This is a genomic window from Nostoc sp. DSM 114161 (assembly GCF_052692665.1).
In genome coordinates this window covers 5,827,215-5,841,133 of record NZ_CP195141.1, presented here as the reverse complement: position 1 = coordinate 5,841,133, position 13,919 = coordinate 5,827,215, and the positions used below count along the sequence as shown (strand labels likewise).

The 13,919-nt window shown below is 40.4% G+C and carries 9 protein-coding genes; 7 read left to right on the top strand and 2 right to left on the bottom strand.

Annotated elements, in window-relative coordinates:
* The first annotated feature begins 247 nt into the window (after positions 1-247).
* Positions 248-1,492, top strand: coding sequence for a tetratricopeptide repeat protein (locus NSTC745_RS24820; RefSeq protein WP_445633339.1), 1,245 nt, complete (start codon positions 248-250; stop codon positions 1,490-1,492).
* A gap of 401 nt (positions 1,493-1,893) precedes the next feature.
* Here NSTC745_RS24820 and NSTC745_RS24815 read toward each other — a convergent pair whose 3' ends face one another.
* Positions 1,894-2,610 carry a biliverdin-producing heme oxygenase gene (locus tag NSTC745_RS24815; protein ID WP_445633338.1) on the bottom strand — a complete coding sequence of 239 codons (717 nt, stop codon included), beginning with the start codon at positions 2,608-2,610 and terminating at the stop codon, positions 1,894-1,896.
* A gap of 564 nt (positions 2,611-3,174) precedes the next feature.
* On the opposite strand from NSTC745_RS24815, the gene glmM reads away from it, so the two are divergent.
* The 6 genes from glmM to NSTC745_RS24785 all read left to right on the top strand — a co-directional run bounded on the left by glmM (position 3,175) and on the right by NSTC745_RS24785 (position 10,958).
* The gene (gene glmM / locus NSTC745_RS24810) at positions 3,175-4,644 is read left to right on the top strand and encodes a phosphoglucosamine mutase (protein WP_445633337.1); all 1,470 of its coding nucleotides are present in this window, start codon (positions 3,175-3,177) and stop codon (positions 4,642-4,644) included.
* A gap of 215 nt (positions 4,645-4,859) precedes the next feature.
* Entirely contained in the window at positions 4,860-6,500 is a 1,641-nt protein-coding gene (hpsL, locus tag NSTC745_RS24805; RefSeq protein ID WP_445633336.1) for a hormogonium polysaccharide biosynthesis protein HpsL, read from the top strand.
* A gap of 11 nt (positions 6,501-6,511) precedes the next feature.
* Complete coding sequence (locus NSTC745_RS24800; RefSeq protein ID WP_445633335.1) at positions 6,512-7,666, top strand: glycosyltransferase family 4 protein; 1,155 nt, start codon at positions 6,512-6,514, stop codon at positions 7,664-7,666.
* A gap of 62 nt (positions 7,667-7,728) precedes the next feature.
* Positions 7,729-8,709: a hormogonium polysaccharide biosynthesis glycosyltransferase HpsN gene (gene hpsN / locus NSTC745_RS24795; protein WP_445638679.1), complete on the top strand. Its 981-nt coding sequence runs from the start codon at positions 7,729-7,731 to the stop codon at positions 8,707-8,709.
* Between the two features lie 99 nt (positions 8,710-8,808).
* Complete coding sequence (gene hpsO, locus NSTC745_RS24790; RefSeq protein WP_445633334.1) at positions 8,809-9,990, top strand: hormogonium polysaccharide biosynthesis glycosyltransferase HpsO; 1,182 nt, start codon at positions 8,809-8,811, stop codon at positions 9,988-9,990.
* A 467-nt stretch (positions 9,991-10,457) separates the two neighbouring features.
* Complete coding sequence (locus tag NSTC745_RS24785; RefSeq protein ID WP_445633333.1) at positions 10,458-10,958, top strand: glycine-rich domain-containing protein; 501 nt, start codon at positions 10,458-10,460, stop codon at positions 10,956-10,958.
* 67 nt (positions 10,959-11,025) lie between these two features.
* Here the strand turns inward: NSTC745_RS24785 and NSTC745_RS24780 are convergent, their stop codons facing one another.
* Positions 11,026-13,344 (bottom strand): NB-ARC domain-containing protein, encoded by a 2,319-nt coding sequence (locus tag NSTC745_RS24780; protein WP_445633332.1) that lies wholly within the window; start codon positions 13,342-13,344, stop codon positions 11,026-11,028.
* Positions 13,345-13,919: the final 575 nt, after the last annotated feature.

The window sequence follows — 13,919 nt, the reverse complement described above, 5'->3', positions numbered from 1 at the left end:
AATCTTAAAGGATAAAGTACAGATGTTTACTGATGCTCAACGACTTCTGAATAAATACAGATATAGCTAGAGAATAATTAATCACATTTTTATTTAAGTAAGTTAGTTCAATAGTTCAACAATTAAAGCGGATTATTATATTTTTGCCTAATTTCCTCAGTATTGGAAGTTTCACTGATTACAATCTTAAATACTGGTACTAAGCTTAGTTTGAAGATTGATTTAAGTTATTTGAAGCAGAAACTCTATGGGAAGCTGGAAAATATTGCCTTTGCTGTTGGGTTTAGGTTTGGCGTTGGCTCCTCAAATTAGTGTGGCACAAACAGTGGAAGAGTTGGAGCAACAAGCCTCATCTGCTGAGGAAGTGAAAAATTATGAAGAAGCCGCTAATATTTGGCGCAGTTTGATTAAACGCGATGCCAAGAATACCTCTGCCTACGTCAAACTAGCAGATATATTATCTTACCAAGGCAAAATTGCAGACACTATCGCAGCTTATCGCCAAGCTTTGCAATTAGCTCCCGATGCTGAAGTTTACCTAAAATTAGGAAATTTCTTGGCAGAAAAGGGACAAATCGCAGAAGCGATCGCAGCTTTACGGGAATCTGTCAAACTAGACAATAAAAATGATACCACGTATACAAATTTAGGCAACCAGTTAATCGCAATCGGCAAGACAGAGGAAGCGCTAGGCGCTTACCGCCAAGCAGTTAAACTCAAGCCAGAAGCATATAATTACAATACTTTAGCTGAAGCCCTATTTAAAACAGGCAAACGAGAAGAAGCGATCGCAGCTTACCGCCAGGTATTAAAAGTTGATGAAAGTGGTTATTGGTCTCCTTACGCTTACAATAAGCTAGGCGAAATCCTCGAATACCCGGAAGCAGTAGCTATTTATCGTCAAGCGAGTAACAATAACCCTGAAGATGAAGTTTATTATCAAAAGTTAGCCGAATTATCATTTCAGCGTGGGTTTGTCGATGAAGCGATCGCAGCCTATCGCCAACTAATTAAAATCAAACCTGAACCTTCAACATACGTAGACTTAGCTGATGTGCTGGCGATCCGAGAAAAATATGAAGAAGCGATCGGTTTTTATCGTCAAGCCGCTGCCCAAGATGGTAGTGATTATTACTACAGCAAACTCACTCAAGCACTAGTTCAACAAGAAAATCTAGATGAAGCCCTGGCAATTTGTCAAAAGGTAGTCAACATTGGTGAAGGCAGTTATGATACTTGCTCAAATATCAATATGCTACTTTACAAACAAAAAGGGTTTAGTGAAGTAATGGGATTTTATCAGTCCTTGGCAAATGTGATTCCACGCCGCAAAATGGCTGAACTTTACATCAAACTAGGCAAAGATATCGCCTATGATGAATCTGGCGATCGCTCAAAACAAGAAGCAACAAAAGTTTTTCGGGAAGCATTAAAAATAGACCCACAAAACGCTGAGGCTAAAGAAGCCCTCAAGGATTTAATTGCTTATTAAGTTGTGGGGACTGGGGAGATGGGGAGGTGGGGGAGTGTGGGGAGAGAGGGGGGAAAGATTTTTTCACCATCCTCCCACACCTTCCACACTTCCGATTCACCCCATGCCTAACATAATTGAGGGGCAATCTCCCTATGCTTGCTTTCACTAATAAAAAGCATTCACAGGGCTATTGCCCCTAAATATTTTGAAGGTTTTTGGCACAGATGCAAAACGGGCTGACCGCAAGCATTGCTCTTTTCCCAGAAACACTTATGAATTATTTTTCATCAAGCTGTCTGGAATAATGACTCCACACTCCACACTCCGCATTTAGTACTCAGCATTTACTGAGTATTTTCGGTGGGAATTTTTTTGAATTATAAGTTGACATTAAGCCAACTGTCACTACTCCACACTAACTACTCAGCAGTAGCGAGTTCAGTGCTACCGCGTGTACGACGCCGTGTGAGGCTGTTGTACAACATTACACCGATCGCTTTGATCAAATTGCCTTCCAATTCATTGAACATCTTCATGTTCATCCCAAAGGCGGCGTTAGCTTCATCAACAATGCGATCGCCTGTAGCATCGTTTAGAGGTAATTCATCCAAATTCTGGCGATATTTGGCTTTGAATGCCTTTTCATCAGAAATATCTGCAAATTCATAGAAGGCAGTACCTTGCCCATCAGACAAATTCATTGCCGTTACAGCAATATTTTTGAGAATTTGTCCCCCGGATAAGTCACCCAGATAACGAGTATATGAATGGGCGATTAACAGTTCTGGTTCTGTTGCAGATACTTCCCGAATCCGCTTTACATAAGCTTCACCTGCGGGAGACAGTTGGATTTGCTCTCTCCAGTTCGCACCAAAGTAATAATTCAGGTCTTGCTCTAGGGTATGCTTGCGGTTTAACTGGGGAAAATAAATTTTAGAAACAATTGGATGCTGGCGGTGCTTTTCCATCTCCTCTTCCATCGCTGAGTAGATGAAGTAGAAGTTAGCAACTAGTTTCCGGTAAGAGTTTTTCTCGACTACTCCTTTTAAAAAGCACTTGACAAAACCTACATTTTCTGCCATTGTGTGGGCTTTTTTAGTGCCTACACGTAATTTGGTTGCTAAATTGCTGCTCATACTAAATTTCTCAACTTTAAAAAGTCAACTGCCGGAGTTTTAACTGACCAAAGGCTAAAAAGGCCATTAAAACGTTACCTTAAAACTATTTGATGAGAATTTATATTAAAATTTTTTAAGCTATTCTATTTTAGTAGCATTTTACACAACAAGCCAATAAATGAATAAAAGCTTATATTCCTGGGATTTTGGTTTTTTCTTTTTACCAGCTAGATTTTACTTTCATTCTCGACTTTACTGAAATATGACTTAACTATTAAAAGTAGCATTTATTACTTTTAATTTAAAAAAGACATTAAGTATTAACTAATACGTATAAGAGTCCAGACTAAGATAGAGGGCATAAAGAGAAGAATTAGTTAAAATGAGTCAACTTTATTTACTAACGTAAAAACCAATACTGAATTCATGAAATATTTACAATTGTACCAAATTCCTTTAAGTATTTTTACGTAAAATTAAGTTTATCTGAAGCAAATTTATAAAGAGAATAAAGAATGCCGAAATTGCTCAATCAAGTCTCAAGTGCTATTTTTCAGTTTATTGTGTGGAGTGTTTAAAAATATGGTTTCATCTGTAACTCGGACATCAGGCATTGTTGGGAATTCAGCCTCCGAACCGAATGGATTAGGCAAAGGCATTGAGAGCAGTTTTGCGCTGAATTTACTAGCGCTACCAGCAAATCCGTTATTTGGCACAGACGGTATTCGCGGACGAGTGGGAGAATTACTGAGTGCGCCCCTGGCATTGCAAATTGGGTTTTGGGCGGGTATTGTTTTACGTAACCATGCCACTAGCGTGGGACCAGTGATTCTCGGACAAGATTCGAGAAACTCTAGCGATATGCTGGCAATGGCTTTGAGTGCGGGGTTAACAGCAGCAGGATTAGAGGTTTGGTATTTGGGATTGTGTCCCACTCCTTGCGTTGCCTATCTCACGAGTATCAGTGATGCCATTGGTGGAGTGATGATATCTGCCAGTCACAACCCTCCAGAAGACAACGGCATTAAGGTTTTTGGTGCGGATGGCGGGAAGTTACCCCAACTATTGCAAGCAGAAATTGAAGCGGGACTGCGTGGCAAGATATCAACGGCTGCTACTCACAGCAATTGCGGAAGGCATTACTCACGTTTTGAGTTAATCGATAGTTATGGCGACGCCTTGAAAAAACCCTTGGATGGCGACTTCAATCTTGAAGGAATGAAGATTGTTTTAGACTTGGCGTGGGGAGCAGCAGTAGGATTAGCACCAACAGTATTTACACAGATGGGTGCAGAGGTAATTTGCTTGCATAACGAAGCAGATGGCGATCGCATTAACGTCAATTGCGGTTCCACCCACTTAGATATTCTGGCAGCAACCGTACAAGAACACAACGCCGACATCGGCTTTGCCTTTGATGGCGATGCCGATCGCGTTTTAGCAGTAGATAATACAGGTAGGCAAGTTAACGGCGATTACATTCTCTACCTTTGGGGACGCCACCTCCAACAAAAACAACAACTCCCAGACAACTTGATTGTGTCTACAGTCATGGCTAACTTGGGCTTCGAGAAAGCTTGGCAAGAAATTGGTGGTAACTTGATTCGTACCGCAGTCGGCGACCAATACGTGCAAGCCGAAATGTTGCGGACTGGCGGAATGCTAGGCGGGGAACAATCAGGTCACATCCTTTGCCGTCATTATGCCGTCACAGGCGATGGTTTATTAACAGCCTTACATATAGCAGCTTTAGTAAAACAAACAGGTGTTTCCTTAGCAGAATTAGTAGACCAAAGCTTCCAGACCTATCCTCAATTATTGCGGAACGTGCGAGTTATAGACCGCGATCGCCGTTTGGGATGGAAAGATTGCCAACCTCTGCAAAAAGCGATCGCTCTTGCCGAGGCTGCAATGGGTGATTCTGGTAGAATCTTAGTTCGCGCCTCTGGTACAGAACCGCTAATCAGAGTTATGGTAGAAGCCGCCAATGCCGAACTCGCCAACCACTGGACAAATGAATTAGTCTCAAAAGTTCAGCAATACATAGCATAAACTGAGTAGGGCATGGGGCATAGGGCATGGGGCATTGATAGGTGTGGGAGGAAAAGGAGGTGTGGGAGGACAAGGAGGTGTGGGAGGAGAGGAAAAGCCGGAAGTATAAATTCTCTTTCCCCCCACACTCCCCACACTCCCCACACTCCCCCATCTCCCCATCACCCCATCTCCCCATCACCCAGTCACCAGTCCCTACTCTCCACACCCCTGAAATGGCAAAACCCAAGCAGAAAAAATCTAAACGCTCAAAAAAGCCAGAAGCTCCTACCCTTAGTCTTAAAGAACAGTTAGCCCAAAAGCGCAAAGCAGCCCAAGCGCGTAAAGAACTCACCAGCTTACTCACCACCGCCACCTGTGGCGGTGTCTTCTTGGGTATCGTACTTTTTTTCGTAGCTGGAATTAAAGCAGCAGTTCCTGGTGTCTTGGGGATAATTGTCATGTCCCTTTCTTACAAATATCCCCGCCAAGCCCTATATGCCTTCATCATTTACGTACCTGCGGGCGGTACTATTACTTACTATCTGGGCAATAGTCCGGTACTGCAATTAGCTAAAGATGCTTTTTACGTTCCAGCACTCATTGGACTTTGGCAGACTTGCCGCAAACAAGGGCTACCGATGATTATTCCCTCTGGAATTAAAACTCCACTTTATATTGTTTTGGCTTGCTGTGTGTTAACGCTGTTGTTTGTTAATGGCGGACAGCAGTTTAACCCCCCTAGTGTCGGACTTTTACAAAAGGCGCCCAAAGAAATACCTTTAGGTATGGGAATTCTGGGACTGAAAGTACTTTTAGGTTATGTACCTTTGATTGCTTGTGCTTACTATTTAATTCGCGATAAACGAGATTTTTTATTGTTATCGCGCCTCCAAGTTTCCCTCATACTGATTTGCTGTGTGCTGGGATTTATTCAATATTTCTTATTATTCACTGGTATATGTAAAGGCACTAGAGGTCTTGAAGGAAATGCTCTATTTGTCACATCACTAGAAGCGCGGTGTTATTTTGGTGGAGCACTACTATATAGTCCTGAAGAAGGAGTTATTCGCTTACCAGGAACATTTGTTGCCCCTTGGCAATGGGCATGGTTTTTGATTTCCAGCACCTTCTTTACCTTTGCTACTGGATTCACCGACCCCTCAATAATTTGGCGGTTAGTCAGCTTAGGTGCTTTAGGTTCAGTATTTATCAATGCTGTCATTTCTGGACAGAGAATTGCTTTAGCTTTAGTACCAACCTGCTTTGGAATTTTGCTATTGCTCACAGGTCAAATTGGCAACCTCAAACGGTTTATCCCCATAGGCATAGGACTAGCTTTTATTTTGGGAGTAGCAATGGTAACTAACCCTGCTGTCGTCCAAGAGAGAACCGCAAGTTTTACCAGTCGTTGGGAAGCTTCACCACCCCAAGATTTTATCGTTCAGCAATTTGAAGAAAACTGGAAAAACGTAGACGGGCCTTTAGGTAGTGGCTTAGGTAGAGCAACTAACTCTGCCCGTACAATGGGCGAAACTAAGCTGGTAGAAACTTATTACCCCAAAGTACTTTATGAAATTGGGATTGTTGGAGTACTAGCATTTTTGGGTTTAGTCACGACTTTAACAATTATTGCCTTTAAAACCTATCGTTCGATAAAAAACCGTAATTTCCGCAGTTACGGAGCAGCTTTATGGGTGTTTATATTGTTTATTAGTTACAACACCTACTATTATCCCTTGGATGTAGATCCAGTTGCTGTCTATTATTGGTTTTTTGCGGGAGTTCTTTTTAAATTGCCAGAACTGGAAAAACAAGAAAAGGAAGATGCCGACCCCAACCCAAAAAACAAGAAAAAACGTCTAAAAACAATTTAAATCAGAGAAAAATGGCAAAAGTTATCATATGTGGTAATAATCACATTAGAATTCCTAATTTACCACGTAATTCTAGGCACCAACTAATCCATGCCAAATCTTTTCCTACAGGTAGATATCCTATAGAAAAACTTTGGTATCCTTTAGGAAGTTTTTTCGCTTGGCAACCATCATGGGAAAAATATCAGGTTGTTCATTCTTTTAACAGAGTTTTATATACAAATAAACCTTGGTTTGTCACATTTGAAGATCACCGTTTTTTGTATAGAAATCCTCAAAATAAACGCGAAGCAGTAATTTATGAATTATTAAACAATCGTTTAGCACTAGATAATTGCCAAAAACTTATAGCAATGTCGGATTATGCTAAAATCAGGTTCCTTAAGCGAATAGAAGGCTGGAAAATAGAAGAGAGCTTAACTAAGAAATTGGATGTAATTCATCCAAATTTTCGTACCAGAGTTGACCAAGCAAAAACTTATCAACCAGACCAAAATTTACAGCTTATTTTTGTAGGACACCACATTGCAAGAAAAGGTGGAGTCGTTGCTTTAAGGCTAGCAAAGAAAGCTGAAAAATTAGGTTTACCTGTTACTATCCATATAATATCCGGACTAGGGCATGGTTCAGGAGTACCTACAGATTTTCCCGATACCACCAAATATTTAGAAGATTTAAAGTTACTGGATTTAAGTAACGTTGTCTTCCATAAAAATCTTCCTAACGACAAAGTTATTGAGTTACTATCCCAAAGCCATTTTCAATTAATGCCTACATTACATGATACTTATGGCTTTAGTGTCATCGAAGGATTTTCCGTTGCGACGCCGGCAATTACAACAAATATATGCGCCCTACCAGAGTTTATTCGTCATAACGAAAATGGCTATATTTTAGAATTACCAATCAACGATATTAGACACTGGGCTAATTGGTTACATGGAGAAAAAACTAAAACTAATGAATATTGGGAAGTTCTTAATAGTACCTATGACTATTTAGCAGAACAAGCACTACAACAAATCATGCAATTTATTGATAGAAGCGATAAACGAGAACATTATGAATTTTTAAGTGCGGGAGCATTAGCTCAAGCACAAATTTTGCATAACTCTGAAAAGCAAAATGAGTTATTTGATAATTTATATGCAGCAGCAGCGGGATAAACGAGACGCGGGGACGCGGGGAAAAACTAATGACCAATGACAAATGACTAATGACTAAAATTATGAATAATTTGCCTTTAATTACAGTGGTTATTCCGACATACGGTCGGGAGGAACCGCTACGGGATAGTATTGTGGATGTACTCAAACAAGACTATCCCAATTTTGAAGTTTTGGTGGTAGACCAAACCGCAAAACACCAACCAGAAATTCAAGCCTATCTTGAGGAAATGGCGGCAGCAGGTAAAATTAAATGGTTGCGGTTAGATTGGGCGAGTTTACCAGGGGCGCGGAATTATGCTGTGCGGCGGTCATCTGGTGAAATAATATTATTTATTGATGATGATGTTCAGTTAACGCCTGGATTGTTATCAGCCCATGCGAAAAATTATCTCCAAAACCCAGAAGTGGGGGCTGTTGCTGGACGGGTATTCGACAGGATGAAACTGGGCGATTCTGGAGGAGATTTAGAGATTGAATATTTACCTCCCGAAGCTATGGACCCAGGAATAGCTTGGTATCATATTGATTTAGTACATACGATAAAACCCCAACAAGTACTGACAGCAAGGGGTTGCAATATGTCCTTTCGCCGCGAAATTTTTACTAAGCACGGACTGAGTTTTGATGAGAGATTTCGGGGTAGTGCAGTGCGGGAAGAATCAGACTTTTGTTTGCGGGTACGAAAGACGGGATATAAGATTTGGTACGATCCAGAGGCTCATTTGGTGCATCTAGGTGAAGAGACTGGTGGTTGTCACGATATTAGTATGCGATCGCTCAAATATCAACTCACCTTTTACCACAATCATTTCTTAATGGGGCTGAAAAACCTCACAGTTACCCAAGCTTTACGCCTATACGCACGTTTATTTGATTGCCACGTCTTGGGACGCCCACCTTGCCACAAAAGTGGTTCCCCCATCAAAATTGCCACTCGCGGTATTTTTTACACTTTGGGTTTTTTCAAAGCCTTGGGTACTGTCATCCAATCAGTATGGAATGATGGCCAAATTTACACTCGTTTCGATGGAAAAGTATAAGTATTGGGCATAGGGCATGGGGCATAGGGCATTGGAGATTAGTTTTCACTAATGACTAATGACTAATAATTAATGACCAATGATAAATAACAAATAACAATGAAAATTTTAGTTGCTAGTCACACTTATATTGTAGACCTCAACTGTGAAAAATTACGTGCTTTATCTCAACTACAACCTGGCATTGAAGTAACAGTTGTAGTTCCAAAACGTTGGAATCCTGGCGGCGTACAAAACAAAATTATTGAAACTGAATATCGCGATGAAGGTTCATTTAAAATAGTTCCGGTTTCTAACTTCAGCGAAAATCATCAGGGACTTCTAACCTTTGGTGCTGATTTGATATCTTTATTCAAACAATTTCGTCCCGAAATCATCCAGGTAGAACAAGGGTCTAGGGGATTAGCTTATACTCAGATGATTGCTTTAAATAAGCTATTAGGACTCAAAGCAAAAAATGTATTTTTTACGTGGTGGAACCTACCATACGAATTAAAATTACCAGTTGCGTTATTAGAAAAATATAACCTTAATCAAAGCCACGGCATTATTTCTGGTAACCAAGATGGCGCAGAAATTTTGCGGCAACGTGGATATCAAGGGCCAATTAAAGTCATGCCGCAATTGGGTGTAGATGAAAGTTTATTTACTCCCAAAGCACAACCAGAGTTAGCCGCAAGTTTAGGTATTGAAAAAGAAGATTTTGTAGTAGGTTTTGTCGGTCGTTTTGTCCAAGAAAAAGGTTTGTTCACGCTTTTAAAAGCCTTAGTAACTTTAAAAAATCAACCTTGGAAATTGCTTTTATTGGGGCGGGGAGAATTAAAAGCTGAATTAATCAAAATAGCGACAGAAAACAATATTGAAGAACGGTTAATTTTAGTAGAAAGCGTTCCCCACGATCGGGTGGCGAACTATATTAATTTAATGAGCACTTTGGTACTGCCTTCAGAAACAACTTACAAATTTAAAACCTTAACATCTGCTGGTTGGAAAGAACAATTCGGTCATGTGTTAATTGAAGCAATGGCTTGTCAAGTGCCTGTGATTGGTTCTGATTCCGGTGAAATTCCCCATGTAATTGGTGATGCTGGTTTAATTTTTCCTGAAGGAGATGCTCCAGCGCTGGCTAATTGCTTAATTGAATTAATGGATAAACCATATTTTGCTCATAGTCTTGGGGAAATGGGTTATCAAAAAGCAATGGTTAAATACACAAATAAAGCTTTAGCTAAACAGCAATTAGAGTTTTATCAAGAGTTGGGCATGGGGCATGGGGCATAGGGCATGGGGCATTGGTTATTAGTTATTAGACCTAGCTTGAAAATAGGGACTAGGGACTGGGTACTGGTGACTGGGAAAACCAAGATATTTTCAGTGCTCCTTGTGCGTGCAACTCATGGAGTAAGAGTGCAAAAGTCCCTAACACCCCACCCCCAGCCCCTCCCCTTACCAAGGCTATCCATTACCCGCATCTTTCTCAACAAAACTACAACTTACTTAAAATAAGCCAAAAGCACGATATCACCGCCACCTGGGAATTAGTCCATCAGATTTCCTAGTTCATGGTTGATGATATTTAGCGATCGCGGCAGTTCTAGAGTATGGGCAGTTTTCCTCTACCAAGAACTGCCTTCTTATTTACATAATAATCTCATGAGAGATTGATAAATAAATAGAGGTTTGATTGTTGAGGTTGAACAATCAAGATTTCTTGCAAATTTATTAATTCTGTTAGAGGGACAAAAACTATGAAGATTGTCACTTTTTTAAATAAAGTGAATAAACTTGACTGGAAACCGATCGCAGACCAACTGATGTCATCAGAAAATGGGTATGGCTGGACAGCCCAACAAACAGAAGTGGCGATCGCAGATTATAAAATGTTCTTGTGCATTCACTTCCTTTTTCCCAATATGGAACTGATTCCCACTAAAGAAGTTGATGGAGTTTGGCACACGCATATTTTACTAGACACCTATCAATATATTCAGGATTGTCATAATTTATACGGCTATATTTTACATCATCGTTCTTCTATAGGTAGTAATAACAACTCTGAACGCCAAAATCAAGACATAGGTTTTGTTCTAACTCAAGCTTTGTTTGATAAAGTTATTCAATTAGGTATTTGTAAAAATATAAATTCTCAGACTACATCTTATGAGACTTTGCCTATGTGCTCCAGCCTTTCAAGACAAAGCAGTGCCTGTCTTACCTTACCAAAAAACCAACTATTGACTATTAATTAAAAAAACAGACTTTTCACAGGCGGTAAGGAACACAGATGGTTTGCAAACAATATTATCCTGTGAAAAGTCAGCTACCAAGAGAGCGCATTTCTTGAGCTTCCGGTACCATCATTAAACTATCAAAAACCTCTGCTGCTTCTTTTGCCCATCGTTGAGCTTGAGCCAAATTCCCTGATAATTTTTCTAGTCTGGCAAATGTCGCTTTATGAAAAGCAATAGAACGCCGATCTTTATGTCTTTCTGCCATCGGAAAGCTCAAGCTCAAGATTTCTCTTGCTTGGCCTATATTCCCTAGTTTGAGGGAAATGTCTGCCAACCAATTTTGGATAGCTGCGGTAGCTCTTTGCCATCCTAAGGCTTGAGCTTGTTCTAATGCTTTCTGGAAAATGGCCTGAGCCTGTTGATAGTTATTATTTTTGAAATATATTTGTCCTTGATAATAAAGAATATGAACTTGTTGTTCTCGGCATTCTAAATCTGACAAGGAAGCTTGCTTTAAAAGTTTTTGTTCTTTGGTGAGCCACTCTTGAGCGATCGCTAATTGTTGCTGATGAATATGCAGGATAACCATATTTCTTGCTAGCTCTAACTGAAATGTTATGGTTTGATGGTGGCGTAAATTCCAAGCTTCTTTTAAAAGTACTTCTGCTTGTTGTAGTTCCCTCGTCTGACGCATATTCAGCAATGTAATAGCGCGATCGCTCATCACCTCTACTGCAAAAGACCAATCACCAACTTGTTTGGCAGTTTCAATTAACCAAGCTGTCCAATCTAAACGCTCATCCCAGTAGCCTCGGATATGAATATAGCCTTTGATGTGTCGCCACATTGCTCGCACATCCGAGTACATAGCTCGACTAATACACCATTCCAGAACAGTTCTCAGATTTTCCCACTCTACTTCCAAATATCCATAGCCAAGATGCCATTCCTTCCAATTAGTGCCTCCGTATGCCTCCGAAAATCGCAGATACCAATTCACCCATCGTTCCCTTAACTTTTGGGCAAACTCATTATGAACAGCTAACTCTGCTAAGACATATTCGCGGGTTAGCTCAAGTAAACCGTAGCGTTCTTGTTGCTGATAGACCAGAGAAAGTTGCTGCAATTTAGCTAATCCCTGAGATATTGCGATCGGGTTCACTCGATCGAAAGCTACTTGAGCAACAGTATCTCTGGTGACGGGCTGCACAAACAAAGCCAGCGTCATCAGCAAATAGTGGGTAGGTGTACCTCTCAATGGAGTGACACAACCTGCAAAACAAAAACCGGCAACATCCCCATCGGGTTGCTTAATTTGTAACAGCACATCTTGGAGCAAGTAACCTGCTGCCATCTGACCAATAGCGTAAATAATGGCAGCAGGGACTCCGCTCACTCCCTCAAAAAGTAGCTGAGATTGTTCAGCACTTAAGTTTAAATTTTTCTCTTTGGCTTCATGTTGAATTAGGCGCAAACCATGTTCTTTAGGAAGACAATCCAAACGAATGGGTACAAACAGAGCTTGTTCGCGAGTAGTCACAATAACTTTGACGGTAGGCGGTAAATCGTAAAGGAACGAAAGAACTTCCTGTTTATTCTCAATAGTTTCTAGATTATCGACAATTAGTAAGGTTTTGATTTGAGATAGTTTCTGACGAATTAGCTCGATTTGCTCTTGATAAGGTACATTGGTAATTTGCAAAAAATCTAGAGTGTAAGCGATTTCCCGACAGATATCCCGCAAAGTGCGCTGAAAAGTCAATCGTGGTAGCAAACCATTTGCGGTGAGATGATTCTGTTTAGCAGAAGTAAAAATAAGGGCTTCAAAGGTGGGAGTACTCACAATCGGAAAATTGCTATGCTGACTTGCTTCTAAACAACGATAAGCCACCTCAACTACTAAAGTTGTTTTACCTACGCCACCAATGCCATCCACACTGATTAAATGGGCAGAATGCTGAGAATCTAGAAGTTCCATCAGTCGGGCAATTTCTTGGCTGCGACCAACGAAAGCCCTACATTCTCGTGCGGGTAAGTTTTGCAAAACTGAGGGTTTGTGCTTAGCTGGCGTAACATTATGCTCAGCTTCCGGATGGGGAATATTAGCTAGCTGAGTATTTACTGAAAATTGCTCTGTCTGTTCTTCTAATTGCTGCCATTTTTCTAACTCTTTAATGAGAAAAATTCTCAGTCGATTTTCCTTACCTCGGCTATTACCAACAATATTAAACTTTTTATAAATCTGACCCATCCGCTTCAAACACGCATCTGGAGATGTAAGCAAATGCTCAGCTATACGTTCATATTTCTCATTGTCTCCCATTCGCATTAAAAAAACTTGCTCTTGCTCTGGAGACAGTTCGCGCTCGTGAGCCATCTGGCTTAAAAAATTACGTGGGAACATCACTCAAAAAAAATTTGCTGTTCATACTCTAGTGTACTGGTATGTTTACGGTATTTTCGGAGTCTTTCGGAAAGTTTTTCCGAGGAATAGTGCTTGCTTTCAGAAAGATAAAGAGTTATTGTGTTGTATATACGGAAGTTAAGGAAATAAAAAGAGTGTAAATAACTTTTACATTTCTCTTGGCATCATCCTGATAAATGACATCAGGTTTTGTCTTCCGATCCCGTAGACTGACCAGAATTGATGATTTAGAAAAAAATCTGAGTTTAAGACAGTTATTGAAGTTTGTCGTCAAAATTTTTGCGTCCTTTGATTACTGACACTCCGGTTTTTGTACTAACTACAGCAGTTTTCATGTATTTGAACCACATCTGTCGTAGGGGCACAGCACTGCTGTGCCCGAAAAGCGTGGTCTATTTATCTGAAAATAGCTGTAAATTAGTGGTTTGCTATGCAGATATAAATGGGTGGCACAAACAGGGGAAGAAAAAGAATTATTCTTCAGTAATTCTTCACTCTCCAACTTCTGCTGTGCTTCCAAATTCTTTAGGTTGCCTTACCCAACAAATTTTGGT

Coding starts and splice junctions, on each gene's coding strand:
- NSTC745_RS24800 (WP_445633335.1), top strand. CDS start 6,512: ATGGCAAAAGTTATCATATGTGGTAATAATCACATTAGAATTCCTAAT.
- NSTC745_RS24820 (WP_445633339.1), top strand. CDS start 248: ATGGGAAGCTGGAAAATATTGCCTTTGCTGTTGGGTTTAGGTTTGGCG.
- glmM (WP_445633337.1), top strand. CDS start 3,175: ATGGTTTCATCTGTAACTCGGACATCAGGCATTGTTGGGAATTCAGCC.
- NSTC745_RS24815 (WP_445633338.1), bottom strand. CDS start 2,610: ATGAGCAGCAATTTAGCAACCAAATTACGTGTAGGCACTAAAAAAGCC.
- NSTC745_RS24780 (WP_445633332.1), bottom strand. CDS start 13,344: ATGTTCCCACGTAATTTTTTAAGCCAGATGGCTCACGAGCGCGAACTG.
- hpsO (WP_445633334.1), top strand. CDS start 8,809: ATGAAAATTTTAGTTGCTAGTCACACTTATATTGTAGACCTCAACTGT.
- hpsL (WP_445633336.1), top strand. CDS start 4,860: ATGGCAAAACCCAAGCAGAAAAAATCTAAACGCTCAAAAAAGCCAGAA.
- NSTC745_RS24785 (WP_445633333.1), top strand. CDS start 10,458: ATGAAGATTGTCACTTTTTTAAATAAAGTGAATAAACTTGACTGGAAA.
- hpsN (WP_445638679.1), top strand. CDS start 7,729: ATGAATAATTTGCCTTTAATTACAGTGGTTATTCCGACATACGGTCGG.